Below are 25,273 nucleotides of genomic sequence, written 5' to 3'. Positions count from 1 at the left end.
CCCCTCGTCTCCTGGGCCGTGGGTCCGGATCCCCATCCATGCGACCTGACACCGGGGAAGTGGCGTCAGGGCTTCACGGCTGGGAGTCCCGATCCGCGGATCAGAAGATCCCCGGGATCACCTCCTCGTCGTTGTCGGCGAATGCCTCTTCGGCTTCGGCGTAGTAGGCCTCCCACGCGGGGGTGGACCAGATCTCGGCACGGTCACCGCTGCCGATGACCGTGAGGTCCCGCTCGAGCCCCGCGTACTCGCGGAGGTTCTGCGGGATCGTCACGCGGTTCTGCTTGTCGGGCTGTTCGGCGCTGGCCCCCGAGAGGAACAGACGCATGTAGTCCCTGGTGCGCTTCGACGTCATCGGGGCGGTCCGGATGCGCTCGTGGAGTTCCTCGAACGTCCGGGCGCTGAAGACCACGACGCAGCGTTCCTGGCCGCGGGTCATCACGAGCCCGCCGGACAGTTCGTCCCGGAACTTGGCGGGGAGGATCACGCGACCCTTCTCGTCGAGCTTCGGGGCATGAGTACCGAGCAGCACGTCGGGCCTCCCCTCCGCTCCACCGGACCGTTGCGAGCCCCACTTTACTCCACTCCCCTCCCCTCAACCAGGAATCCGCTCCCTTTTCCGCCCGCGACACCCCTACTGGGGGCATCGGAGCCGGAATGCACCCAGCCGGGATGACCGCGGATGCCCGGATTCATGGGCTTCACGAGCGCCAGAGCAGGCGTGGAGGAAAGTGGAGGACTTTCGCAGCCGGTGGAGCGCCTCGGGGCGCGCCGCGGGCGCACGACGCCGAGCGGGCACGACCTGCCCCACCTCGGCCGCGGAGCTCACGCGGTCGCACGGTCGGCTCCACCACGCCCGGCCGCCGGTCAGCGCGTGGTCACGACGTACCGCCGCCGCGACGCCGAGTGGTCACGAACTGTCGCTCGCGCCGGCCCCAGCCGACAGTTCGTGCACCCTCGGCATCCACCGCGCGGCATGTCGTGACCACTCGCGCCGGCACGACCCCGGCACGACCCCGGCCCGACCCACAGCCCCCGGGAACACGAAACGGGGCCGACCCGAAGGCCGACCCCGTGGAGGAGTGTGGAGGGAGTCCTGCTGACCCCCGTCAGCTACTGACTCTGGTCGTTGCGCTTGTCCCAGCGCTCGTTCATCCGGTCCATGAAGGACCCGCCACCGCCGGCGGACGGACGCGCCGACCCACCGGACGCGGGCTTGCCCGGCCGAGCGGGCTTCGCCTTCGGGGCACGCATGCCCGGGCGCAGTGCGAACAGGACACCGGCGAGCATCACGACGAAGCCGAGGATGCCGAGCAGCGGCGCCTTGATCACGAGGCCGACGATGACGATGGCGACCCCGGCGAGTGCGCCGAGGACACCGATCGTGATGGCTGTGTACGTCGGACGACCCTGTCGACGTGTGACACGAGCCACGAAATCGGAATCGTTCTGGTAGAGGCTGCGCTCCATCTCTTCGAGAAGGCGCTGCTCCTGTTCCGAGAGCGGCATCTTGGTTCCCTCTGTTCCTGGGATCGACGCGGGGTTGAAAAACGCGGGTTGAGTGGACCGATTCTATGCCTCGACCACTCCACTAGGGTAGGGATCGTGGCTGAGAGTACGCGATTAGTGGACCTCGTATCGGCGCGTATCGACCGGGCACTCGACGAGCAGCGTGAACGGCTCCTCGCGATCAGCCCCGACCTCGCGCCGTTCGACCGGTACGCACGAGACCTGTTGTCCGGCGGCAAGCGCTTCCGGGCGCTGTTCTGCTACTGGGGATGGCAGTCGGTGGCGGGCCGTTCGGGCTCGTTCGACCCGCTGGCCGAAGGGTCCCGGCAGACCACCGCCGAGGCCGTCGTCACGGTCGCCGCAGCGCTCGAGGTCTTCCACGCCGCAGCTCTGGTGCACGACGACATCATGGACCGCTCGGACACCCGTCGTGGGCGTCCGGCCGCGCACCGCCGCTTCGAGTCCCTGCACGAGGAGTCCGGCTTCGTCGGCGACCGCGGGCAGTACGGCACGAACTCCGCGCTGCTCCTCGGCGACCTGCTGCTCTCGCTGAGCGACTCGGTGTTCGACGAGGGTCTCGCGCTCCTCGACCCGGTGCGGGCCCGCATCGTCCGCCAGGAGTTCCACGCCATGCGCCTCGACGTCACGGCGGGGCAGTACCTCGACGTGCACGAGGAGACCGCCTGGCCCGTCATCGACGAGTCCGAGCACCTGCTGCGCGCCCAGCGCGTCATCGTCTTCAAGTCGGCGAAGTACTCGATCGAGGCCCCGCTGGTCATCGGCGCCCTGGTCGCCGGCGCGAGCGACTCCCAGCTCGAGGGCCTCCGCGCCTTCGGACTCCCCCTCGGCGTGGCGTACCAGCTCCGTGACGACATGCTCGGCGTCTTCGGTGATCCCGAGGTCACCGGCAAGCCGGCCGGCGACGACCTGCGCGAGGGCAAGCGCACCGTCCTCATCGCCTCGGCGCGCAAGACGCTGGCGAGCGGCCCGCGGCAGCTCCTGGACGAGCTCCTCGGCGACCCCGACCTCGACGAGGAGCAGGTGCAGATGCTCCGCGCCACCCTCACCGAGTCCGGTGCCGTCGCCGCCGTGGAGCGGTCGATCGAGCGGCACGTCCAGCGCGCCAAGGCGGCGCTGGACGCCTCGCCGCTGACACCGTCGGCACGCGAGCAGCTCGCGTCGCTGGCCGACACGGTCAGCCGCCGGTCGTCCTAGACGCGACCCCAGTACAGACGGGAGGCCCGGTGCCAGCTGGCACCGGGCCTCCCGTCTGTCCGGAACGCGTCTAGAGCAGCGACTGGGCGATGCGACGCACCTCGGCCTTGCGACCGGCGCGCAGCGCCGCGATCGGCGTGGTGCCCATCGCGTCGTCGACGGTGAGCATCCAGCGCACCGCCTCGTCGTCGGTGAAGCCGTTGTCGCCGAGCACGATCAGCGTGCCGCGGAGTTCGGGCATGGGCTCGCCGTCCTCCAGGAACTCGACGGGCACGCGCAGCACACCACCGACGCGGGCTGCGAGCAGGGTCTTCTGCTCGAAGAGTCGGTGGATCCGTCCGGGGCTGGTGCTGAACATATCCACCAGCTCGGGGACGGTCAGCCAGCGTTCGGAGAGGGACAGGTCGTCGACGGGTGCGGCACTCACACGCCCATGGTGCCAGAGTGACCGCCGGAGTGAATGCGCCTCGTTCGTCACATTCGTCACATCCACCCCATCTGACTCTCTGGTTGACTTGGGAATCAGGCCATGCCAGCGTTGTGGCACCTGTGAGTGCGCGCATGCGTGCGCACGGCTCAGTCGAGATCAGGAGAAACCCGTGGACCACGCTGCAGACGAAGTCGCCCGGCGCGCACGATCCGCCCGGTTCGCCACCATGCCCATCGTCCTCGCGGGCACCATCGCCGTGACCGCAGGCCTCACCGGCCCGGTCGCGCACGCCGAGCCGCGGCACGACGACGCCGACGCGAACCACAAGCGCCACGTCGACCAGGACCGCGCCGTGACCGACCGCCCGGTGTTCGGCACCGCCGTCGCCCGGCCGTCGCAGACCGTCGTGCGGACCGTCGCCGCGACCACGAAGGCCCCCACCACATACACCGTCCACCACGGCGACACGGTCTCGGGCATCGCCGCCCGCTTCGGCCTGTCGGCGCAGGAGATCCTCGTGCGCAACGGCCTCGGCTGGAACACGATCATCCACCCCGGGCAGACCCTCCACCTGGCATCGACCCCCGCCGTCACCACCGCGGCGGTGCGGACCTCCGGGTCGACCGGCGGCTCCGGCTCGGACACCTCGAGCTACCACGTGAAGCAGGGCGACACTGTCTCCGCCATCGCGTCCCGCGTCGGCGTGTCGACCACGGCGCTCCTCAGCGCGAACCAGCTGTCGCAGCGCAGCGTCATCTACCCCGGGCAAACGCTGCGGGTGCCGCACGGTTCGTCGTCGACACCGTCGGTGTCGACGGCCTCGGCCCCGTCGACCAAGTCGAGCGTGCAGATCAGCGCCGGCGACACCGTGGCCTCGATCGCCGCCGCGCACCACGTCTCGGTCAAGTCGCTCCTGTCGGCGAACGGCCTGTCGTACACGAGCACGATCTACGCCGGCAAGACGCTCGTCATCCCGTCGTCGAACGCCACCGCCGCGCCCGCGGTCGCCGCGAGTGCCGCGGTCAGCGGTGCCGTCGGCCTGAGCGCCGAGCAGCGCCAGAACGCCGCGACCATCGTCTCCGTCGGTCGATCGCTCGGCGTCCCGGACCGCGGCATCGTCGTGGCCCTCGCCGCCGCGATGCAGGAGTCGAGCCTCCGGAACCTGCCGCACGGCGACCGCGACTCGGTCGGTCTGTTCCAGCAGCGTCCGAGCCAGGGCTGGGGCAGCGCGGCGAAGCTGCAGGACCCGGCGCACGCCACCGCGCTGTTCTTCGGCGGGCGGAACAACCCGAACGCCGGCAAGACCCGCGGGCTGCTCGACGTGCCCGGCTGGTCCTCGATGAGCATCACCGACGCGGCCCAGGCCGTGCAGCTCTCCGCCTACCCGAAGGCCTACGCCACCTGGGCGAGCGCCGCCGAGGGCTGGCTGGCGACCCTCTGAGCCTCATCCGGAAGATCGAGATTGGGTCACGGCCGGTGCGCCGGTGCGTCCGAGTGCGGTCTCGATTCGTAGAATGCCGCCGATGACCACCAACGCCGCCACGGACCCGATGATCGGTCGCATGATCGATCAGCGGTACCGCGTCCGCTCCCGCATCGCGCGCGGGGGCATGGCGACCGTCTACCTCGCGACCGACGTGCGCCTCGAGCGACGCGTCGCGATCAAGATCATGCACGGGCACCTGGCCGACGACCAGGCGTTCCGTGAGCGCTTCATCCAGGAGGCCCGTTCGGCCGCACGGCTGTCGCACCCGAACCTGGTGGGCGTCTACGACCAGGGCGCCGAGGGCGAGATCGCCTACATCGTCATGGAGTACATCCCCGGCATCACGCTGCGGGACCTGCTGCAGGAGCACCACGCCCTGACGCCCGAGCAGGCGACGGACATCCTGCGCGCCGTGCTGGCCGGCCTCGCCTCGGCCCACCGCGCCGGGATCGTGCACCGCGACCTGAAGCCCGAGAACGTCCTGCTCGCCGACGACGGCCGCATCAAGCTCGGCGACTTCGGCCTGGCCCGCGCCACGACCGCGAACACGGCGACCGGCGCGGCACTGCTCGGCACCATCGCCTACCTGTCCCCCGAGCTCGTGACCCGCGGCGCCGCCGACTCGCGCAGCGACATCTACGCGCTCGGCATCATGCTCTACGAGATGCTCACCGGCGAGCAGCCCTACAAGGGCGAGCAGCCGATGCAGATCGCCTACCAGCACGCCAACGACTCCGTGCCGGCACCGAATGCCGCCGTGTCCGGGGTGCCGCCGGAGCTCGACGAGCTGGTCGCCTGGTCGACCGCACGTGACCCCGAGGACCGCCCCCGCGACGCCCGCGAGATGCTCGACCACATGTCGGGCAACCAGCAGCGCGCGACCGGGCAGTACCGCACGGCCGTGCTGCGCCCCGAGAACGGCACCGCGATCCTGCCCTCCGGTGGCGCCGGCACGCTCGGTGCCGCAGCGGCCGCCGCCTCGGTGGGGGCTGCAGGAGCCGCAGGAGCGGACGAGACCGCCATCATCGACCGGTCCGGCGACCGGGACACCGGCGACCGCGGTCGAGCGCCCGCCCGTGCGCGTGGCAACGCCCCCGGCCCCCGTCGCACCGGGGCACAGCCGGGCGTGCTCTCCCCCGCCGGACAGCGGCTCGCCGACCAGTCGGCGAAGCGTCGGAAGCGCGGCTGGATCCTGCTGTCCGTGGTCGTCGTGCTCGCGCTGATCGGAGCCGGCTTCGGCTGGTACTTCGGCCCGGGGCCGGGTGGCAACGTGCGGATCCCGGAAGTCACGGGCAAGTCGGTCTCGCAGGCCCGGCAGCTGCTCGAAGCACAGGGCCTGCAGGCGGCGTCGAAGACCGGGACACGGTTCGACGCCGTCGTCGCGAAGGGGCAGGTCTCCACGACGAAGCCGGCCGCGGAGCGCGAGGTGCAGAAGGGCACGGCGGTGCAGATCGTCGTGTCGAACGGCCCCCGGATGATCCCGCTGCCGGCGATCGTCGGCCAGCCGCTCTCCACCGTGACGGCCGCGCTCGACGACGACTTCGAGCTGCAGGACGACCGGTACGAGTTCTCCGCCGACGCCCCGAAGGACACCGTGGTCGCGGCGACCGGCCGGGCGTCCGGCGGCAAGGCCCTCGACCTCACGACCGTGAAGGCCTACGGCGAGACCGGGCCGGTCACCCTGACCGTCTCGCTCGGGCCGGTTCCCGACGTGGTCGGCAAGACGGTCGACGAGGCCTCCGCCGCACTCGACGACGTCGGACTGATCCTCGGCGCCCGCACCGAGGAGTACAGCGACACCGTGCCCTCGGGCCAGATCGTCTCGGCCGCCGTGCAGGACTCCCCCGCCGTGCGCGGGTCGGCGGTGGACGTCGTCGTGTCGAAGGGCCCGACGCCGATCACCGTGCCCGACCTCGGAGCGGAGCGGCCCACGATCAACGAGGCGACGAAGACCCTCGAGGACCTCGGCCTCAAGGTGTCCGTGCCCGACTGCACGAACATCCTCTGCGGCTTCTACGACTGGAAGTCGAAGCTGCCCGTCACCGGCACCGACCCGGGCGCCGGCGCCACCGTCTACCGCGGCGACACGATCACCCTGTCATACGACCAGTAGGTGCGGACACCGTCGCGGAAGCGGCCCTGGACGCGACCCCAGGACGGACGGGAGGCCCGTGGCGGCGGCGTCACGGGCCTCCCGTCCGACACGCGAAAGCGACAGAACCCCGCGGACATGCCGCGGGGTTCTGTCGCTTCGGCGAAACGGTTCCTGCGTTACGAGCGGTCGGGCTGGTGCGCGCCGAGTTCCTCGGCCACCAGGAAGGCGAGCTCGAGGGACTGCATGTGGTTGAGGCGCGGGTCGCACAGCGACTCGTAGCGCGTGGCGAGGGTGGCCTCGTCGATGTGCTCCGAGCCGCCGAGGCACTCGGTGACGTCGTCACCGGTGAGCTCGACGTGCATGCCACCCGGATACGTCCCGACCTGGCGGTGCGCCTCGAAGAAGCCGAGGACCTCGTCCACGACGTCGTCGAACCGGCGGGTCTTGTAGCCCGTCGGCGTGGTCAGGCCGTTGCCGTGCATCGGGTCGGTGACCCACAGCGGATTGGCGTCCATGCCCTTGATCGCCTCGAGCAGCTTGGGCAGCTCGTCGCGGATCTTGCCCGCACCCATCCGCGTGATGAAGGTCAGGCGACCCGGCTCGCGGTTCGGGTCGAGCTTGTCGACGAGCGCCTTCATGTCGTCGACGCTCGTCGTCGGGCCGAGCTTCACACCGATCGGGTTGCGCACCCGCGACAGGAAGTCCACGTGGGCACCGTCGATGTCGCGCGTGCGCTCACCGATCCAGATGAAGTGACCGGACGTGTCGTACGCCAGGCCGGAGCGCGAGTCGATGCGGGTCATCGGGCGCTCGTAGTCCATCAGCAGCCCCTCGTGCGAGGCGTAGAACTCGACGTGCTTGAGCGCCTCGAAGTCGGCACCGCAGGCGTCCATGAAGCGGATCGCGCGGTCGATCTCCTTGGCGAGGTGCTCGTAGCGGGCGTTCGCGGGGTTCGAGGCGAAGCCCTTGTTCCACGAGTGCACCTGGCGCAGGTCGGCGAAGCCCCCCTGCGTGAAGGCCCGGACGAGGTTCAGCGTCGAAGCGGCGGTGTGGTACCCCTGCACCAGGCGGCGCGGGTCGGCCGTCCGGCTCTCCGGCGTGAAGTCGTAGCCGTTCACGATGTCGCCGCGGTACGCGGGCAGCGTGACGTCGCCACGGGTCTCGAAGTCGCTCGAGCGGGGCTTGGCGAACTGCCCGGCCATGCGCCCCATCTTGATGACGGGCATCGAGGCGCCGTAGGTCAGCACGACGGCCATCTGCAGGATCGTCTTGACCCGGTCGCGGATGGAGTCGGCGGTGGCACCGGCGAAGGTCTCGGCACAGTCACCGCCCTGCAACAGGAAGGCCTTGCCCTGGGCGGCGGCAGCGAGCCGCTCACGCAGCTTGTCGACCTCGCCAGCGAACACGAGCGGCGGGAGCGTGGCGATCTCGGCCGAGGCGGCCTCGGCCGCGGCGGCGTCCGGCCAGGTCGGCTGCTGCTTGATCGGGAGCGTCCGCCAATAGTCGAGCCCCTCGATGACGTCCGGATCCTGCAGGGCGACGAAGTCGGTCGACTCGGGCAAGGGCGTTACCTCGGTGTTCTGTGCGGGCGGCCCGACGACGCTGACCGGCACCGGGCCGCGCGTCGTCGATGGGCGTCCTGGCGGGGTGCCGGGACCATCAGAGCCTAACGTGCAGGCGTCGACTTGCGTTCCCGCATGACGGCCTCGCGCGCGGAGCTCGCCCGCTCCTTCACGCTGGTCGCGTAGACGTCCACGTACTCCTGACGGCTCAGGCCGGCGAGCTCGTGCATGACCTCGTCCGTGACGCTGCGCAGGATGAAGCGGTCGGTCTCGAACCCCTGGAACCGCGAGAAGTCGAGCGGCTTGCCGAACACGACCCCGACGCGCTTGATCTTCGGGAAGCGCTGCCCGATCTGCTGCACCTCGCGCGTGCCGACCATGGCCACGGGGACGACGAGCACGCGCCCCTCGAGGATCATCCGGGCGATGCCGGTGCGGCCGCGGTAGAGCTTGCCGTCGGGGCTGCGGGTTCCCTCGGGGTAGATGCCGAGCTGCTCACCGCGCGCCAGGACCTGCAGGCCGGTGCGGAGCGATGCCTCGGACGCCTTGCCGCCGGAGCGGTCGATCGGCAGCTGGCCGATGGCGTTGAAGAACGTCTTCGTCGCCCAGCCCTTCAACCCGCGGCCGGTGAAGTAGTCGCTCTTCGCCAGGAACGAGAGTCGACGGTCGAGCACCGCCGGCAGGATCACCGAGTCGATGAACGAGATGTGGTTCGACGCGAAGATGACCGGGCCCGAGGTCGGGACGTGCTCACGCCCGACGACCCACGGCCGGAACAGGGTGAGGATGAGCGGGCCGAGCACGAAGTTCTTCAGCAGCCAGTAGGTCATCGACGACTCCAGGTGGTGAGAAGGTCCGGGTGGTGCACGGCCCGGGGTGGGCGGTCGTTCGTGTGTGCGTGTGTGCGTGTGTGCGTGTGTGCGCGCCGACCCTACGCCGTGCGGGCGTGGATGCGGGCGAGGTCGGCGGCACCGACGACGCCGGCGTCGTTGACGAGTTCGGCGATCACGAAGTCCGGCTCGGGGTGGTACCCGCGGGCCGGCAGGTTGTTGAGGTACGCCTGCTTGATCGGGTCGAGCAGCCGGTCCCCCGCGCTGGCGACGCCGCCGCCGAACACGAAGAGCTGCGGGTCGAGCACCGCGGACAGCGACGCGCACGCCTCGCCGAGGTGCCGACCGAGCCGACGGAGGGCCGCGAGGGCACCCGGGTCGTCGGCCAGGATCAGGTCGCCGACGATCTTGCCGTCGAGCTGGCCGCCGTTGTCGGCGCGGGCGTCGGCCAGGGCCGAACCGATGCCACCGGCGTCGGCGACGTCGTTCGCCATGCGCTGCAGGGCGCGGCCCGAGCCGTACTGCTCGATGCAGCCGCGGGCACCGCAGCCGCAGGGCAGCCCGTTCGGGACGATGCGCAGGTGGCCGATCTCGCCGCCGGTGCCGAAGCCCCCGCGGAACAGGCGGTCCTCGGTCACGATGGCGCCGCCGACGCCCGTGCCGATGGTCAGCATGGTCATGTCGGACACGAGCCGACCGGCGCCGAACCGGAACTCGGCCCAGCCGGCGGCGTTCGCGTCGTTGTCCACCGTGATGTGCAGGTCGCCGAGACGCTGCTGCAGCTTCTGCCGGAGCGGTTCGTTCCGCCACCGGATGTTCGGCGTGTAGTAGACGATCGACTGCGAGGCGTCGATGAACCCGGGGGCAGCGACCCCCACGGCGCCGACCTGGTGGAGCGAGCTGAGTCGCTCGACCATCGAGACGACGTCGTCGAGCATGGCGTTCGGGTCCGCAGCGTTGGTGGCCACGCGGTCCTCGGCGACGATCTCGCCCAGTTCCGTCACGACCGCACCCGCGATCTTGGTGCCCCCGATGTCGATTCCGATGGCGTGCACGAGCAACGAGCCTACCGGTTCGCCGCGAAGTCACGGAACGCCCGGTGACGCGTCCTATGCTGGCGGTGTCGCCTCGGTGTTGAGGCGCACTCGAGTCGAACCGGCAGACAAGGGAGTCACCGTGAACGATCAGCGTCCTGCACGCAGCAGCGCCTCCACCGACACGTCCACCGCTGGCAGCGCCGCCACCGGGACAACGCCGTCGGCCGGGAGGCACGTCACACCGCCCAGCGCAGGTCCCGTCGCCCCGGACCACGGCTCGGCAGCGCGGCTCCTCGGCGACCGCGTCCGCCTGACGCCCGACCGTCCGATCCTCGCCCAGCGCCACGGTGACACCTGGACCACCTTCACCGCGGCGGAGACGCTCGCCCGGGTGCGCGGCATCGCGAAGGGCTTCGTCGCCGCCGGGCTCGAACCGGGCGCGCACGTCGCGATCCTGTCCCGCACCCGTCTGGAGTGGACCCTGGTCGACTTCGCCGTGTGGACAGCCGGCCTGGTGTCCGTGCCCGTGTACGAGACGAGCTCCCCCGACCAGGTGCGCTGGATCCTGTCCGACTCCGAGTCGGTCGCGATCGTCGTCGAGCAGGAGGAGCACGCGCGCCGCGTCGCCTCCATCGCACCCGACCTGCCGTCCCTGGGCCAGCACTGGACGATCGACGGCGGCGGCCTCGACGACCTGACCCGGCTCGGCGAGGACGTCGCCGACGACGAACTCGACGCCCGGACCGCGAACGTGCACGGCCACGACGACGCCACGATCATCTACACCTCGGGCAGCACCGGTCGACCGAAGGGCTGCGTCCTGCGGCACGACAACTTCACCGCCACGGTGGAGGGCGCGAGCGAAGCCATGCCCGAGGTCGTCGCCGACGGCGCCTCGACGCTCCTGTTCATCCCGCTCGCCCACGTCTTCGCCCGGTTCATCGCCGCGATGTCGGTGTCCGCCGGCGTCCTCGTCGGCCACGAGCCGGACACCAAGGACCTGATGCGGGCGGTGTCGACCTTCAAGCCGACGTTCCTGCTCGCGGTCCCCCGGGTGTTCGAGAAGATCTACAACTCAGCCGAGCAGAAGGCCGACCTCGGCGGCAAGGGCAGGATCTTCCGCGCGGCGGCCGACACCGCGGTCGCCCACTCCGAGGCCCTCGCAGCCGGCAGGGTGCCGTTCCTGCTCGGGCTGAAGTTCAAGCTGTTCGACCGGCTCGTGTACGCCAAGCTCCGCGACGCCCTCGGCGGCCGGGTCGAGTACGCCGTCAGCGGCTCGGCGCCCCTGTCCCCGCGGTTGTCGCACTTCTTCCGCTCGATCGGGGTGCTCATCCTCGAGGGCTACGGCCTGACCGAGACCACCGCCCCCGCCACCGTCAACCGTGCCCGGGAACTCCGCATCGGAACGGTCGGTCGGGCGCTGCCCGGCATCGAGGTGCGGATCGCCGACGACGGCGAGATCCTGATCCGCGGCGTCGACGTCTTCGACCGCTACTGGCGGAACGACGAGGCGACCGAGCACGCCTTCGCCGACGGCTGGTTCCGCACCGGCGACCTCGGCCGGATCGACGCCGACGGGGTCCTCACGGTCACCGGCCGCGCCAAGGAGCTCATCGTCACCGCGAGCGGGAAGAACGTCGCACCGGCACCGCTCGAGGACGGCATCCGCGAGCACCCGCTCATCGGCCAGGTCGTGGTCGTCGGCGAGGGCAAGCCGTTCGTCGCAGCACTCGTGACGCTCGACCGCGAGATGCTCCCCGGCTGGTGCGAGTCCCGCGGGATCACCCCGGCGCTGAGCGGGCACGAGGCCGCCTACGACGAGCGTGTGCTCTCCGCCGTCCAGGAGGCCATCGACGCCGCCAACGGCCGGGTCTCCCGCGCCGAGTCGGTCCGGTCGTTCACGATCCTCGACACGGACCTGACCGAGGCCTCCGGGCACCTCACACCGAAGCTCACGATCAAGCGGTCGGTGATCCTCAAGGACTTCGCCGCGGACATCGACCACATCTACTCCGGGTCGAAGGTGCAGACGACGGCGACCCCGGTGATCGAGGGTCGGCGCCGCAACCGCGCGTAGCGCCCGCCGGGCGTACCGGGTCGAATCGGGCGTAACGGGTCGGTTCTTCCGACCAGGTACGCCCGATTCCGGTAGGTACGCGCAGGTGTGGGCGCCACCGCCAGGAGGCCCGGTGCCGGTCCGCCGGACTGGCACCGGACCTCCAGGCGGTCGCCGCGCGTGCGGGCTGGCAGCTTTCGGGCGTACCCGGTCGTTTCGGGCGTACCGGGTCGATTCTTCCGACCAGGTACGCCCGATTCCGCCAGGTACGCGCGCGGCCGCCCCACTGAGCGACCAGCTTCGGGCGTACCGGGTCGATTCGGGCGTACCGGTCGGTTCGGGCGTGCCAGGTCGTTCCGGGCGTACCGGGTCGATTCTTCTGATCGGGTACGCCCGATTCCGCCAGGTACGCGCGCGGCCGCCCCGCTGAGCAACCAGCTCCGGGCGTACCGGGTCGATTCGGGCGTACCAGGTCGATCCTTCCGACCAGGTACGCCCGATTCCGCCAGGTACGCGCGGGCGTGGACGCAACGGCCTGGAGGCCCGGATCGCGTCCGTGGGACGTGATCCGGGCCTCCAGGCCGTTCAGCGGGCGCCGGGGGCGCCTGCGGGGCTCAGGCCTCCTGCGACTGCTCCGTCGCGGGGGCGTCGAGGACGGCGGTCGAACCGGTCGTGACAGTGGCCTCGGCCGGTCGACGGTTGGTGCGGGTGCGGTGCGAGCTGAGCTCGTCGTTCTGACTGGTCATGCGGGAGTCCTGGGGGGATGGGATGGTCGTCGGTGGGAGGCCGACAGCAGCACGGTACCCCCTCGTCAGGACAAAGCGACAATCCCCCGTGGGGGTGTCACACCACAGTTCACAGCCGGCGAACGCGGGACTGTGCAAGCGCTCAGTGGAACCAGTCCTGTGCACGGATGTCGCGCAGTGCCTGACGGCGGACCTCGGGGTCGAGCGTCATCACGTAGACGGTGCCGTCGAGGTGGTCGCACTCGTGCTGGAGCGCCTCGGCCATCAGGCCGGTGCCCTCGAGGACGACCTCGTCGCCGTCGACGTCGACGCCGCGCACCTTCGCGTACGGGGAGCGACGCGTCGGGTAGCCGAGCCCCGGGACGGAGAGGCAGCCTTCCTCCATGAGCTCGGGCTCGCCGGACACCTCGACGATCTCCGGGTTGAGGACGTAACCGACCTCACCGTCCACGTTGTACGAGAACGCACGGAGTCCGACGCCGATCTGGGGCGCGGCCACCCCGGCACGTCCGGGTTCCTTGACGGTGTCGATGAGGTCCTGCACGAGGTCACGGACCCCGGCGCTCCCGAGCAGTTCGGGGCGGATCGGGTCGGCCGGCGAACGGAGGACGGGGTCGCCGAACAGGCGGATGGGACGAACGGTCAATTTACTGCAGCACCACCAGGAGGTCGCCGGCGTCCACCTGCTGGGTCACCGGGATCGCGAGTCGGCCGACGGTGCCCGACACGGGCGCCGTGATGGCCGCTTCCATCTTCATCGCCTCGATGCTCGCCACCGGCGTACCGGCCTCGACGACGTCACCGACGGCGACCTTGAGCGTCACCACGCCGGAGAACGGCGCGGCCACGTGCTTGGGGTCGGACGCGTCGGCCTTCTCGGCCGCCTTCGTCTCGACCTCGACCGAACGGTCGCGGACGGCGACCGGGCGGAGCTGCCCGTTCATCGTCGCCATGACCGTGCGGATGCCCTTGGCGTCCACCTCGCCGATCGCCTCGAGCCCGACGAACAGGTCGACGCCCTTGCCGAGCGGGACGCTGTGCTCCTGTCCGGGGCGCAACCCGTACAGGTAGTCGACGGTCGGGACGACGGACAGGTCGCCGTACTGCTCCCGCACGCGCTGGAACTGCTGCGTGGGCTGCGGGAAGAGCAGGCGGTTGAGGGCTTGCTGCCGCTCGGGTCCGGGGGTCTCGAGGTGCGCGCGCTCGTCGGCGGGCACCGGGGTGATCTCGAGTCGGACGTCGCGCCCGGCCAGGACCTTGGAGCGGAACGGCTCGGGCCAGCCGCCGGGCAGGTCGCCCAGTTCGCCGGCCATGAACCCGACCACGGAGTCCGGGATGTCGTACTTGTCGGGGTTCTGCTCGAAGTCGACCGGGTCGGCACCGACCGCGGCGAGCTGCAGCGCGAGGTCACCGACGACCTTCGACGACGGCGTGACCTTGGTGGGGCGCCCGAGGATCCGGTTCGCCTCGGCGTACCAGTCCTCGACCTGCTCGAACCGGTCACCGAGGCCGAGGGCGATCGCCTGCTGCCGGAGGTTCGACAGCTGACCGCCGGGGATCTCGTGCTTGTAGACACGCCCGGTCGGACCGGCGAGCCCGGACTCGAACGGGGCGTACACGCGACGGACCGACTCCCAGTACGGCTCGAGGTCACCGACGGCGTCGAGGGACAGGCCGGTATCGCGCTCGGTGTGGGCCAGGGCGGCGACCAGGGCGGACATGCTCGGCTGGCTGGTCGTGCCGGCCATGGGTGCTGCGGCCACGTCGACGGCGTCGGCCCCGGCACGCGAGGCGGCGAGCAGGGTCGCGAGCTGGCCGCCGGCGGTGTCGTGGGTGTGCACGTGCACCGGCTGGTCGAAGCGCTCGCGCAGCGCGGTGACGAGCTTCTCAGCCGCACCGGCACGGAGGAGCCCCGCCATGTCCTTGATGCCGATGACGTGCGCGCCGGCCTCGACCATCTGCTCCGCCAGGCGGAGGTAGTAGTCGAGCGTGTAGAGGTCCTCGGCGGGGTCGAGGAGGTCGGCGGTGTAGCAGAGCGCCGCCTCGGCGACGGCCGTGCCGGTCGCGAGCACGGCCTCCAGGGCGGGACGCAGCTGGCTGACGTCGTTCAGCGCGTCGAACACGCGGAAGACGTCGACGCCGGACCGGGCCGCCTCGTCGACGAAGGCGTCGGTGACCTCGGTCGGGTACGGCGTGTAGCCGACCGTGTTGCGGCCGCGCAGCAGCATCTGGATCGGGATGTTCGGCATCGCTTCGCGCAGCGAGGACAGGCGCTCCCAGGGGTCCTCACCGAGGAACCGGAGTGCCACGTCGTACGTGGCACCTCCCCAGGCCTCGACGCTGAGCAGCTGTGGAGTGAGCCGCGCGACGTGCGGGGCGACGGCGACGAGGTCCTTCGTGCGGACCCGTGTGGCGAGGAGCGACTGGTGGGCGTCGCGCATCGTCGTCTCGGTCACCGCGAGGGCCGTCTGGGCGCGCAGGGCCTTCGACCACTCGGCCGGCCCCATGGCCAGCAGGCGGTCGCGCTGTCCCTCGGGCACCGGCGCGGTCAGGTCGGTGGCCGGGAGCTTGTCGGCCGGGTCGGTGACGAGCGGCGACCGCTCACCGTTCGGCTTGTTCACCGTGACGTCGGCGAGCCAGGTGAGCACCTTCGTGCCGCGGTCCTTCGAGACGTGGCCGCCGAAGAGCTGCGGACGTTCCTCGATGAACTTCGTCGAGACGTCACCGCGGGCGAAGTCCGGGTCCTCGAGCACGGCCTGCAGGAACGGGATGTTCGTGCTGACGCCGCGGATGCGGAACTCGGCGAGGGCGCGCTTGGCCCGGGACACCGCCGCCGGGAAGTCCCGACCGCGGCACGTCATCTTCGCGAGCATCGAGTCGAAGTGCGGGCTGATCTGCGCGCCGGTGGCGACCGTGCCGCCGTCGAGCCGGACGCCCGCGCCGCCGGGGCTGCGGTAGGTGCTGATCCGGCCGGTGTCCGGACGGAAGCCCTGCGTCGGGTCCTCGGTCGTGATGCGGGTCTGCAGCGCGGCGCCGTGCACGGCGACGGTGTCCTGCGACAGTCCGAGGTCGGCGAGGGTCTCCCCCGCCGCGATGCGCATCTGCGACTGCACCAGGTCGACGTCGGTGACCTCTTCGGTGACCGTGTGCTCGACCTGGATGCGCGGGTTCATCTCGATGAAGACGTGCTGCCCCTCGCGCTCGCCCTCGGTGTCGAGCAGGAACTCCACGGTGCCGGCGTTGACGTACCCGATCGACCGGGCGAAGGCCACGGCGTCGCGGTGCAGTGCCTGTGCGATCGCGGGGGCGAGGTTCGGCGCCGGCGCGATCTCGACGACCTTCTGGTTGCGCCGCTGCACCGAGCAGTCCCGTTCGAACAGGTGGATCGTGCCCGCGTCGGTGCCGGTCGCGTCGGCGAGGATCTGCACCTCGATGTGGCGCGGACGGATGACGGCCTGCTCGAGGAACATCGTCGGGTCGCCGAACGCACTGTCGGCCTCGCGCATGGCTGCTTCGAGGGCGTCGCGCAGCTCGGGCTTCGTCTCCACCCGGCGCATGCCTCGGCCACCACCACCGGCGACGGCCTTGGCGAAGACCGGGAACCCGATCGCGTCGGCGCCGGCGATCAGTTCGTCGATGTCGCGGCTCGCCGGGGTGCTCGCGAGGACCGGGACGCCGGCCGCGATCGCGTGCTCCTTCGCGGTGACCTTGTTGCCGGCCATCTCGAGCACGTGCTCGCCCGGACCGATGAAGGTGATGCCGTTCGCGGCTGCTGCCGCGGCGAGCTCGGGGTTCTCGGACAGGAACCCGTACCCCGGGTAGATCGCGTCGGCCCCCGACTCGCGGGCGACGCGGATGATCTCGGAGACGTCCAGGTACGCCCGGACCGGGTGGCCCCGCTCCCCGATCAGGTAGGCCTCGTCGGCCTTGAGCCGGTGCAGGGAGTTCCGGTCTTCGTACGGGTAGACGGCCACCGTACGGGCCCCCAACTCGTAGGCGGCACGGAACGCGCGGATGGCGATCTCGCCACGGTTCGCAACGAGGATCTTCGTGAACACGACGTCCCTTTCAGCCCGGGTTGAGGTGAGACAACCCTAGTGGCGGTAACGTTGCTCAACGTGCATGTACTCAGCGTGAGCTCCCTCAAGGGTGGTGTCGGCAAGACGACGGTGACGCTCGGCCTGACCTCGGCCGCGTTCGCCAAGGGACTGCGCACGCTGGTGGTGGATCTGGACCCGCAGTCCGACGTCTCGACGGGCCTCGACATCAACCTCGCCGGCCACCTCAACGTCGCCGACGTCCTCGAGAACCCGAAGGAGAAGATCGTCCGTCAGGCGATCGCCCCCTCGGGCTGGACGAAGGGGTCGCAGGGCAAGATCGACGTCATGGTCGGGTCGCCCTCCGCGATCAACTTCGACGGTCCGCACCCGTCGATCCGCGACATCTGGAAGCTCGAAGAGGCCCTGGCCAACGTCGAGCAGGACTACGAGCTCGTCCTCATCGACTGTGCGCCGTCGCTGAACGCCCTGACCCGCACCGCGTGGGCCGCGTCCGACCGCGTCACCGTCGTCACCGAGCCCGGCCTGTTCTCCGTCGCCGCCGCCGACCGTGCGCTGCGCGCCATCGAGGAGATCCGCCGCGGGCTCTCCCCGCGCCTGCAGCCCCTCGGCATCATCGTGAACCGTGCCCGGGTGCAGTCGCTCGAGCACCAGTTCCGCATCAAGGAACTCCGCGACATGTTCGGCCCGCTCGTGCTCTCGCCGCAGCTGCCGGAGCGCACGTCGCTGCAGCAGGCGCAGGGTGCCGCGAAGCCGCTGCACGTCTGGCCCGGCGAGTCCGCGCAGGAGATGGCGAAGAACTTCGACCAGCTGCTCGAGCGCATCATGCGCACCGGCAAGATCGGTCCGTACGCCGAGGGTGGCGCCGCGTAGGTCGGTGCCCGCGCGGTCGCGGCGCGGTCGTGATCGCGGTCGCGGTCGCGGTCGCGGTCGCGTGACATGCCGCTCACGTCCGGCGAGGGGTCATCAACTGTCGGTCGGCAGCGTCGCAGCCGACACTTCGTGACCATTCGGCGGCGCACACACGGCGGTTCTTGACCACGCGCCGACTGCCGGGAGGCCCACCCCGGCCCCGGCAGACACGCCCGACCCCGGCTCGCCCAGCGGCAACAACATGCCGCTCACGTCCGCCGAAAGGTCACCAACTGTCGGCAGGCAGCGTCGCAGGCGACAGTTCGTGACACCTCGGCGACGCGCACACGACGGTTCGCGACCACTCGGCCGGAACCCGAACGGTCAGGAAGCGCGGGAAGCGCGACGAGCGGCGAGCTCGTCGGAGGGGTCGGCCGCGGCGGTGGCGTCGAGCTCGACCAGGGAGCTCTCGACCTCGCGCAGGACCTTGCCGACCGCGATGCCGAAGACACCCTGGCCGCGGGACACGAGGTCGATGACCTCGTCGTCGGAGGTGCACAGGTACACCGAGGCGCCGTCGGACATCAGCGTGGTCTGCGCCAGGTCGGAGACGCCGGACTCACGGAGCTGGTTGACCGCGGTGCGGATCTGCTGCAGCGAGATGCCCGTGTCGAGCAGGCGCTTCACGAGCTTGAGCACGAGGATGTCGCGGAACCCGTACAGGCGCTGCGACCCGGAGCCGGCGGCCCCGCGGATCGTCGGCTGTACGAGTTCGGTGCGGGCCCAGTAGTCGAGCTGGCGGTACGAGATGCCGGCTGCCCGTGCGGCGACGGTGCCGCGGTAGCCGTTCTGCTCGTCGTGCTCGGGCAGACCATCGGTGAAGAGCAGCCCGAGGTCGTACCGGGTCACATCAGACTCGGTGCCAGGGGTGTCGTTCCCACTCATGAGCTTGCCTTCCACGACGATCGAGCTCCCACCCGAAGCTTCAACGACGGGTTGAGAGTTGTTCCGAGGTCCACGGTAGCGACTCCGACCGCTCCCGCGCGGGACATCCGACCCGGCGCGTCCGGCGTGTCGAGGATACGCCTCGGCCACTGACACACAAGCCCTGTCGGAGCACCGGACGGCGTCATGCGTCGAGACGACCGATGGCCTGGCGGATGAGGTTCGACCGGATGATCTCGAGGTGCCCGGCGATCTCACGCGCGAGCTCGGTGGCCTTGGCCCGCGAGGTCGCGTCGCCCCGGCGGGAGACCGGCATGAGGGCGGACTCGATGAGACCGACCTCGCGCTCGGCGGTGCTGCGCAGCGTGCGGAGGTGTCGCGGCTCGATGCCCGTCCGCTGGAGTTCGACCAGGGCCTTCAGCACGGAGACGCCGTCGTCGCCGTAGGTGTCCGTGGCCGGCAGCAGCGAAGCCGAGACCGCGTCGGCGAGGAGCATCGGGGAGGCGCCGGATGCCCGGACCGTCTCGTCGCGGGTGTACCGGCGTTCGCGACCGAGGATCGACGGCTTCGGCGCGTCGCCTCCGCCGGGCAGGACGGGTTCGCGTCCGGCATCGAGGTCGGCGAGGTACTCCTTGATGACCTTGAGCGGCAGGTAGTGGTCACGCTGCAGTCCGAGGATCACCCGGAGCCGCTCGAGATCGGCAGCCGAGAACTTGCGGTACCCGCTGGCCGTGCGGATCGGGGTGACGAGCTCGCGCTCTTCGAGGAACCGCAGCTTGGAGCTCGACAGGTCCGGGAACTCGGGCTTGAGGCGAGCGAGGACCTGCCCGATGGTGAGCAGGTCCGGTGCCGCGGACCCCGCCCGGGCCGCAGCGGACCGTGCGGCCACTACGCGTTCGCCAGGCGTGCCAGGTCGACCCGAGATGCGTAGAACGTCAGGCGGAACTTGCCGACCTGGACCTCGGCCCCGTCGGTGAGCAGCGCTTCGTCGATGCGGACACCGTCGAAGTAGGTGCCGTTCAGCGAGCCGTTGTCCTTGACGCTGAAGCTCGTGCCGTGGCGCAGGAACTGCGCGTGCTTGCGCGACACGGTGACGTCGTCGAGGAAGATGTCGGCGTCGGGGTGTCGACCGGCCGTCGTGACGTCGGAGTCGAGGAGGAACCGCGCACCCACGTTGGGGCCGCGACGGACCACGAGCAACGCTGACCCGGAGGGCAGTGCGTTGACGGCTTCACGTTCTTCGGTCGAGACACCGGACTCGGCGGTGAGCGCCGCGCCCATGTCCATGCTGAAGGTCAGCGTGGTGTCGACCAGCCGCTGCTCCGGGGTCTTCTGACCGCCCGGCTGCGGGACCACTGGATCTGGCATCGGTGGACCTCCTCCTCTTGGCCCACCAGCGTATCGGAAACGAAGCCCCGAGCGGCAGCCCCGATCTGGGACTGTGGAGGGACTTCCGCGATCCGCGAACGCACGAGCCGCGTCAGCGACCCGTGGGACCCGACGTCAGCGACCCGTGCGACCCGGCGTCACCGTCCCCGCGCGAGCAACCAGAGCAGGTACGGCGCCCCCACGACGCCCGTCACCACACCCACCGGCAACGCGGTGCCGGGGAAGGCGAACTGTGCCAGCAGGTCGCTGCCGAGCGTGATCGCGGCACCGACGGCAGCGGCCGGCGCGAGTGCCACCCGTCCGCCGCCGACGAGGCGTCGCGCGATCGGCGCAGACATCAGCGCCACGAACGAGACGGGCCCCGCGGTGGCGACGGCTGCGGCGGTCAGGCACACGGCGGTGAGGAGCAGGAGCACCTTCGCCCGGTCCGGCCGGAGTCCGAGTGCGGCGGCGACCTCGTCCCCGAGGCTCAGGACCTGCAGACGGGCGGACTGCAGCAGCGCGAGCACGCCGAGCACGACGAACGCGACGCCGAGCACCCCGACCAGGTCGCGGTCGACGGCGTTCAGGCTGCCGGAGAGCCAGAGCAGCGCCGTGCCGGCCTGGGTGACGGTGCCGCTCGTGAGCATCCAGCCGGTGATGCTCAGGCAGATGGCCGCGACGCCGATCCCGACGAGGATCACCCGGTTGCCGGTGATCCCCCGTCGCCAGGCGAGCCCGGCGATGACGATCGAGACCACCACGGCGCCGACGAGCACGACCGAGAAGAGCGTTCCACCGCTGGCACCGAACAGCACGATGGCGGTGAGTCCGGCGGCACTGGCCCCCGAGGTGATCCCGATGACGTCGGGGCTCGCGATCGGGTTCCGCACGACGCTCTGCACGATCGCGCCCGCGACGCCGAGACTGGCGCCGACGAGGACGGCACCGAGCACCCGCGGCCCGCGGAGCTGCCCGATGACGAAGTCCGAGATCCGGTCCCCCTGGCCGAACAGGGACGCGAGCACCTGGCCCGGAGTGAGCGGGATCGAACCGGCGCCGAGCCCGACCAGGACGAGCACCACGATGACCGCCACCACGGCGACGAGCACCGCGACCTCACGACGAAGCCCCGAGCGCAGCCCCACGGAACCGAACAACTGCCTCACAGTCCCCGCACCGCCCTCGACCGCACGAGCGCGATGAACACCGGCGCCCCGATCAACGCCGTGACGATGCCGACCTGCAGCTCCCCGGGGTACGCCACGACGCGACCGATCACGTCGGCGACGAGCAGCAGTGCGGGGGCGACGATCGCCGACAGCAGGATGGTCCAGCGGTGGTCGGGGCCACTCAGACGGCGGACGGCGTGCGGCACGGCGAGCCCGACGAAGGCGATCGGCCCGGCGGCGGCCACAGCGGACCCGGCGAGCAGCACGGCGACCAGACCGCCCACGGCGCGGACGAGCACGACCCGCTGCCCGAGCGACGCCGCGAGTTCGTCCCCGAGCGCGAGGGTGTTCAGCGACCGACCGAGGCCGAACGCGATCGCCAGCCCGACGAGCACCGGCGCCGTGATGATCCCCGCCGTGCCGAGGTCCTTGCCTGCGAGGGCGCCGACCTGCCAGAACCGCAGCTGGTCGAGCAGGCTCTGGTCGGTCACGAGCACCGCGGTGGTGACCGACGACAGCGCCGCGGCGACCACGGCTCCGGCGAGGGCGAGTCCGACAGGTGAGAGGCCACGACGGGCGACGGTCGCGATCCCGTACACGAGCACGGCGGCGAGGGCGGCCCCGATGAACGCGAACGGCAGGTAGGCAGCCGTGCCGCTCACGCCGAAGACCGCGATCCCGGCCACCACGGCCAGTGTCGCACCGGAGTTGATGCCGAGGACGCTCGGGTCGGCGAGCGGGTTCCGCGTCACGCCCTGCATGACTGCCCCGGCCACCCCGAGCGCGGTTCCGGCGAGCAGTCCGACGACGGTGCGGGGCACACGGTTGCCGAGCACGATGAGCCCGACCTCGTCGCTCCGCCCGGGGTGCATCACCGTGTCGAGGACGGTGCCGAGCGGGATCGGCCGCGAGCCGTACGCGATCGACAGCGCGCACGCCACGGCGAGGACGACGACCGCCAGCACGGTCGCACCGACGAGTCGGGGGACGGAGCTGGGAGCCGGGGGCGTGGACGTCGACGGAGGCATGGAAGTAAGGCCACCCTAACGCCGGAGCCCCACTCGGCGTCCCCCGAGCAAGCCCGGAGCGTGCGCAGGGTTCGTTCATAGGCTCGTCATGGGGAAGCGCTCTGTACTGGTCTCCATCGACGCCCGACCGGGTCGTCGAGGGACGACCGGAGAGCACCGATGAACGAGACCCCGAACCCCGCAGCCGCCGACCACGACGAGGACGGCACCCCCGCCGCGCAGCAGCAGGCTCCCGGGATGCACTGGGAGGCGCCGCACGCCGACCCGGCCTCCCTGCGCCCGGCGTACGCGTTCGACGGCTCCGGTCCCTACCTCTACGGTCCGGACGGCTCCGGCCCCTACGCCTACACGCCGGACGGCCGCGGCCCGTACCTGATCGGCAGCCCCGCCCTCGCCGGCGCGAACCACGCGTGGGCGTACTCGGCGGCGACCGCGAACCACCCCGGTACGACGAAGCGCCCGCGTCGCCTGGGACTGATGATCGGCTCCGGCATCGCCGCGCTCGCCATCGTCGGTGCGGCCGGTGGCACCGCCCTCGGCCTGTCCTCGCAGGGGACGACCACGACGTCGAGCCAGTCGCAGGGCACCACCACCCTGCCCGGCACCGGATCCGGCACCGACGGCACCGGCGGCACCGGCAGCAGCGACGGCACGAACGGCTTCACGGTGCCCGGCGACGGCAGCGGCAGCGGCACCAGCGGTGACGGCAGCACCGGCACCGGCACGACCCAGTCCCCCGCCACCGCGGCGACGGCCGCCGACAAGAAGGGCGTCGTGACCATCAACACCGTCCTGAACTACGACGAGTCGTCACAGGCAGCCGGCACGGGCATGGTGCTGACCTCCGACGGCACGATCCTGACGAACAACCACGTGATCCAGGGCGCGACGAGCATCACCGTCACCGACGAGACCACCGGCAAGGAGTACAAGGCCGACGTGGTCGGGGCCGACGCCACGAACGACGTCGCCGTCCTGAAGCTCGAGAACGCCTCCGGACTGTCCACGGTCACGCTCGACGACGACGGCGAGCCGAGCACCGGTGACACCGTCAAGGACGTCGGCAACGCCGAGGGCACCGGCAACCTCGTCGCCGCCGAGGGCACCGTCACCGCGACCGACCAGGACATCCAGGTGCAGAGCGAGTCCGGCACCGGCACCGAGTCCCTGACCGGCCTGATCGAGATCTCGGCGGACATCGTCTCCGGCGACTCCGGCGGACCGGTGCTCGACAGCGAGGGCGAGGTCGTCGGCATGGCCACGGCAGCGTCCTCCGGCACGGCCGACGTCACCGGCTACGCCATCCCGATCACCACCGCGAAGACGATCGCCGAGAAGATCCTCGCTGGGGAGTCCTCGAGCACGATCACCATCGGGCTGCCCGCGTTCCTCGGGGTCGAGGTCAGCAACACCACCGGCACCACGGGCGGCGTCGCCGTCGCCGGCACGGTCGAGGGCTCCGGCGCCGCGAGCGCCGGCCTGACCGCCGGGGACACGATCACGAGCATCGACGGCACCGCGGTCACGAGCTCGGACCAGCTCACCAAGGTCGTCCAGTCGCACTCGGTGGGCGACAAGGTGAGCGTCCGCTACACCGACAGCACCGGCGCCGCGAAGACGGTCACGATCACCCTGACCGCCGGCCCCGCCGCGTAGCGGGAGCACCCGGGCGCGCTCAACCCAGCAGCGCCCGCACCACCGACCGGTAGACGTTGGCCGGGGAGTCCGTCCGGAAGGCGGTCTCCCCGGCCTTCGTCGCGCCCACGCGCGCGAACCCGTGCCCCTCGGCCCGCACGATCGTGATCGGCTTCGGCTTGCCGGGTCGACGCAGGTACGAGACGGTCCACGGCGCCGCCCAGAACCGCGCGAGGCGGGGGTCCGCCTCGACGAGGGCGTCCGGCAGGTCCGGTGCGTCCGGACCGCCGGCCAGCCTGCGGCCGAGCAGGTGCCCTGGGAGCGACCCCGTGCGGAACGGGAAGGTCCACGTCGGACCGATGCCGAGCCTCCCGGCCAGCAGCGCGACGGCCCGGTCCGGCGTGACGGACGCGACCACGGCGCCCGCCGCGTCGGTCCCGTCGACGACGGTCTGCGACCAGGCCTGGAGGCGCGACTCGCCCCCGTCGGGCAGGTGCTGTTCCAGCGTGACCGGCTGGGCATCGCCCTGCCAGGGTTCGAGGAGGGTCTGGGTCGACTCCGGCAGGGTGCCGAGCCGGCCGACGAGGCCCGCCTCGATGAGTTCGCGGCCCGCCGCGGTGCGGAGGAGCGTCGGGTTCCACCGGCGTCCGGCGAGGCTCTGCAGGGTGCCGATCGCGTCCGTGCTGAGGCGGGGGCCGTCGAGCGGTGCCGACGGGGCGGGGGCCGGCAGGGGTTCGAGGTCACGCTCGGGGCGGACCGGGGCCGTCTCGGTGGCGCGGACGCTCTCGAGGACGGCGAGCACGAGGTCGTCGGTCTCGAGCAGCCGGGCGAGCGGGCGTTCGATCGTCAGGTCGACGCGGTGCCGACCGGTGACGAAGAGCAGGTGGGTGCCGGCGACGTCGCCGTGCTCGTCGGGCCGGACGTACTCGACCAGCCGGGCCGGGGCGCCGGCGGTGGTCCACGGGTCGCAGCCGACGAGCAGCAGGCCCTCGACGGAGCCGGGCAGCCGTTCGAGCAGCCCGGTGTTCTCGTCGCCGATCGCGCGGTCGCTGGGGCGGGATCGGACGGTGAGGACGACGTCGTCGCCGGTGACGCGCAGGTCCGCCTGGGCTGAGTCCTCGCGGCGCCAGGAGTCCGGGCGGCGGAGGGTGAGGCGGGCGGTGCGGTCCTCGGTGCCGAGCGGGACGGGGACTGCCATGGGATGAGCGTATGTCGGGAGCGGGGCGCGGGGTGCTGCGGCTCGCCGGGG

Annotated in this window: 21 protein-coding genes; 6 read left to right on the top strand and 15 right to left on the bottom strand. The window is 71.3% G+C overall.

The features are described 5' to 3' along the window. Positions 1–100: 100 nt before the first annotated feature. Together mraZ and DEJ02_RS12575 are read right to left on the bottom strand one after the other, a co-directional pair. A complete protein-coding gene (mraZ, locus tag DEJ02_RS12580) occupies positions 101–532 on the bottom strand; it encodes a division/cell wall cluster transcriptional repressor MraZ (protein ID WP_017886616.1) in 432 nt (143 codons plus the stop codon). A gap of 581 nt (positions 533–1,113) precedes the next feature. After that, positions 1,114–1,509, bottom strand: coding sequence for a DUF3040 domain-containing protein (locus DEJ02_RS12575; RefSeq protein ID WP_111033311.1), 396 nt, complete (start codon positions 1,507–1,509; stop codon positions 1,114–1,116). A gap of 96 nt (positions 1,510–1,605) precedes the next feature. Here DEJ02_RS12575 and DEJ02_RS12570 point away from each other — a divergent pair, with 96 nt between their 5' ends. Then, the gene (locus DEJ02_RS12570; protein ID WP_071405410.1) at positions 1,606–2,724 is read left to right on the top strand and encodes a polyprenyl synthetase family protein; all 1,119 of its coding nucleotides are present in this window, start codon (positions 1,606–1,608) and stop codon (positions 2,722–2,724) included. A gap of 70 nt (positions 2,725–2,794) precedes the next feature. Here the strand turns inward: DEJ02_RS12570 and DEJ02_RS12565 are convergent, their stop codons facing one another. Continuing rightward, entirely contained in the window at positions 2,795–3,151 is a 357-nt protein-coding gene (locus tag DEJ02_RS12565) for an Rv2175c family DNA-binding protein (RefSeq protein ID WP_171907813.1), read from the bottom strand. Between the two features lie 172 nt (positions 3,152–3,323). Between DEJ02_RS12565 and DEJ02_RS12560 the strand changes: the two genes are divergently transcribed. Together DEJ02_RS12560 and pknB are read left to right on the top strand one after the other, a co-directional pair. After that, the gene (locus tag DEJ02_RS12560; protein ID WP_258378729.1) at positions 3,324–4,595 is read left to right on the top strand and encodes a LysM peptidoglycan-binding domain-containing protein; all 1,272 of its coding nucleotides are present in this window, start codon (positions 3,324–3,326) and stop codon (positions 4,593–4,595) included. An 82-nt stretch (positions 4,596–4,677) separates the two neighbouring features. Then, positions 4,678–6,753 carry a Stk1 family PASTA domain-containing Ser/Thr kinase gene (gene pknB / locus DEJ02_RS12555; RefSeq protein ID WP_111033361.1) on the top strand — a complete coding sequence of 692 codons (2,076 nt, stop codon included), beginning with the start codon at positions 4,678–4,680 and terminating at the stop codon, positions 6,751–6,753. Positions 6,754–6,911: 158 nt separating this feature from the next. Here pknB and DEJ02_RS12550 read toward each other — a convergent pair whose 3' ends face one another. The 3 genes from DEJ02_RS12550 to DEJ02_RS12540 all read right to left on the bottom strand — a co-directional run bounded on the left by DEJ02_RS12550 (position 6,912) and on the right by DEJ02_RS12540 (position 10,182). Then, a complete protein-coding gene (locus DEJ02_RS12550; RefSeq protein WP_110864693.1) occupies positions 6,912–8,297 on the bottom strand; it encodes a class II 3-deoxy-7-phosphoheptulonate synthase in 1,386 nt (461 codons plus the stop codon). Between the two features lie 104 nt (positions 8,298–8,401). After that, positions 8,402–9,127, bottom strand: coding sequence for a 1-acyl-sn-glycerol-3-phosphate acyltransferase (locus DEJ02_RS12545; RefSeq protein WP_071405408.1), 726 nt, complete (start codon positions 9,125–9,127; stop codon positions 8,402–8,404). Between the two features lie 101 nt (positions 9,128–9,228). Then, positions 9,229–10,182: an ROK family glucokinase gene (locus tag DEJ02_RS12540; protein ID WP_017886608.1), complete on the bottom strand. Its 954-nt coding sequence runs from the start codon at positions 10,180–10,182 to the stop codon at positions 9,229–9,231. A 121-nt stretch (positions 10,183–10,303) separates the two neighbouring features. On the opposite strand from DEJ02_RS12540, the gene DEJ02_RS12535 reads away from it, so the two are divergent. Continuing rightward, entirely contained in the window at positions 10,304–12,241 is a 1,938-nt protein-coding gene (locus DEJ02_RS12535; protein WP_111033310.1) for a long-chain fatty acid--CoA ligase, read from the top strand. Between the two features lie 593 nt (positions 12,242–12,834). Here the strand turns inward: DEJ02_RS12535 and DEJ02_RS18695 are convergent. The 3 genes from DEJ02_RS18695 to DEJ02_RS12525 form a co-directional block, all read right to left on the bottom strand. Next, on the bottom strand, positions 12,835–12,966 hold the full coding sequence (locus tag DEJ02_RS18695; RefSeq protein ID WP_258320840.1) for a hypothetical protein: 132 nt from the start codon (positions 12,964–12,966) through the stop codon (positions 12,835–12,837). A gap of 142 nt (positions 12,967–13,108) precedes the next feature. Beyond that, positions 13,109–13,612, bottom strand: coding sequence for a peptide deformylase (locus tag DEJ02_RS12530; RefSeq protein WP_071405406.1), 504 nt, complete (start codon positions 13,610–13,612; stop codon positions 13,109–13,111). 1 nt (position 13,613) lies between these two features. Beyond that, a complete protein-coding gene (locus DEJ02_RS12525) occupies positions 13,614–17,024 on the bottom strand; it encodes a pyruvate carboxylase (RefSeq protein WP_111033309.1) in 3,411 nt (1,136 codons plus the stop codon). Between the two features lie 60 nt (positions 17,025–17,084). Here DEJ02_RS12525 and DEJ02_RS12520 point away from each other — a divergent pair, with 60 nt between their 5' ends. Further along, on the top strand, positions 17,085–17,897 hold the full coding sequence (locus DEJ02_RS12520; protein ID WP_027465232.1) for a ParA family protein: 813 nt from the start codon (positions 17,085–17,087) through the stop codon (positions 17,895–17,897). A gap of 363 nt (positions 17,898–18,260) precedes the next feature. On the opposite strand, the gene DEJ02_RS12515 is transcribed toward DEJ02_RS12520, so the two are convergent. The 5 genes from DEJ02_RS12515 to DEJ02_RS12495 all read right to left on the bottom strand — a co-directional run bounded on the left by DEJ02_RS12515 (position 18,261) and on the right by DEJ02_RS12495 (position 22,389). After that, positions 18,261–18,821, bottom strand: coding sequence for a MerR family transcriptional regulator (locus DEJ02_RS12515; protein WP_027465231.1), 561 nt, complete (start codon positions 18,819–18,821; stop codon positions 18,261–18,263). 184 nt (positions 18,822–19,005) lie between these two features. Further along, positions 19,006–19,710 (bottom strand): MerR family transcriptional regulator, encoded by a 705-nt coding sequence (locus tag DEJ02_RS12510; protein WP_111033308.1) that lies wholly within the window; start codon positions 19,708–19,710, stop codon positions 19,006–19,008. After that, positions 19,710–20,189 (bottom strand): FHA domain-containing protein, encoded by a 480-nt coding sequence (locus tag DEJ02_RS12505; RefSeq protein ID WP_051596676.1) that lies wholly within the window; start codon positions 20,187–20,189, stop codon positions 19,710–19,712. Before DEJ02_RS12505 ends, DEJ02_RS12510 begins: the two co-directional genes overlap by 1 nt. A gap of 158 nt (positions 20,190–20,347) precedes the next feature. Beyond that, a complete protein-coding gene (locus DEJ02_RS12500) occupies positions 20,348–21,358 on the bottom strand; it encodes an iron chelate uptake ABC transporter family permease subunit (RefSeq protein ID WP_111033307.1) in 1,011 nt (336 codons plus the stop codon). Continuing rightward, positions 21,355–22,389, bottom strand: a complete 1,035-nt coding sequence (locus DEJ02_RS12495) for an iron ABC transporter permease (protein WP_111033306.1) — start codon at positions 22,387–22,389, stop codon at positions 21,355–21,357. The genes DEJ02_RS12500 and DEJ02_RS12495 overlap by 4 nt, the downstream gene beginning before the upstream one ends. A 159-nt stretch (positions 22,390–22,548) precedes the next feature. Here DEJ02_RS12495 and DEJ02_RS12490 point away from each other — a divergent pair, with 159 nt between their 5' ends. Next, positions 22,549–24,045: a trypsin-like peptidase domain-containing protein gene (locus DEJ02_RS12490; RefSeq protein ID WP_258378728.1), complete on the top strand. Its 1,497-nt coding sequence runs from the start codon at positions 22,549–22,551 to the stop codon at positions 24,043–24,045. A gap of 19 nt (positions 24,046–24,064) precedes the next feature. On the opposite strand, the gene DEJ02_RS12485 is transcribed toward DEJ02_RS12490, so the two are convergent. Next, positions 24,065–25,222: a hypothetical protein gene (locus tag DEJ02_RS12485; protein WP_111033305.1), complete on the bottom strand. Its 1,158-nt coding sequence runs from the start codon at positions 25,220–25,222 to the stop codon at positions 24,065–24,067. Positions 25,223–25,273: the final 51 nt, after the last annotated feature.

The sequence above is a fragment of the Curtobacterium sp. MCLR17_042 genome (assembly GCF_003234695.1).
Taxonomy (GTDB): domain Bacteria; phylum Actinomycetota; class Actinomycetes; order Actinomycetales; family Microbacteriaceae; genus Curtobacterium; species Curtobacterium flaccumfaciens.
The sequence above is the reverse complement of the archived record's forward strand: the minus strand, read 5'-3'. Positions and strand labels throughout refer to the sequence as shown.

What these genes read in the sequence shown, in the direction of transcription:
- DEJ02_RS18695 (WP_258320840.1), bottom strand. Translation starts at nt 12,966, where the DNA reads ATGACCAGTCAGAACGACGAGCTCAGCTCGCACCGCACCCGCACCAAC.
- DEJ02_RS12485 (WP_111033305.1), bottom strand. Translation starts at nt 25,222, where the DNA reads ATGGCAGTCCCCGTCCCGCTCGGCACCGAGGACCGCACCGCCCGCCTC.
- DEJ02_RS12495 (WP_111033306.1), bottom strand. Translation starts at nt 22,389, where the DNA reads ATGCCTCCGTCGACGTCCACGCCCCCGGCTCCCAGCTCCGTCCCCCGA.
- pknB (WP_111033361.1), top strand. Translation starts at nt 4,678, where the DNA reads ATGACCACCAACGCCGCCACGGACCCGATGATCGGTCGCATGATCGAT.
- DEJ02_RS12575 (WP_111033311.1), bottom strand. Translation starts at nt 1,509, where the DNA reads ATGCCGCTCTCGGAACAGGAGCAGCGCCTTCTCGAAGAGATGGAGCGC.
- DEJ02_RS12515 (WP_027465231.1), bottom strand. Translation starts at nt 18,821, where the DNA reads ATGAGTGGGAACGACACCCCTGGCACCGAGTCTGATGTGACCCGGTAC.
- DEJ02_RS12505 (WP_051596676.1), bottom strand. Translation starts at nt 20,189, where the DNA reads ATGCCAGATCCAGTGGTCCCGCAGCCGGGCGGTCAGAAGACCCCGGAG.
- DEJ02_RS12490 (WP_258378728.1), top strand. Translation starts at nt 22,549, where the DNA reads ATGAACGAGACCCCGAACCCCGCAGCCGCCGACCACGACGAGGACGGC.
- DEJ02_RS12545 (WP_071405408.1), bottom strand. Translation starts at nt 9,127, where the DNA reads ATGACCTACTGGCTGCTGAAGAACTTCGTGCTCGGCCCGCTCATCCTC.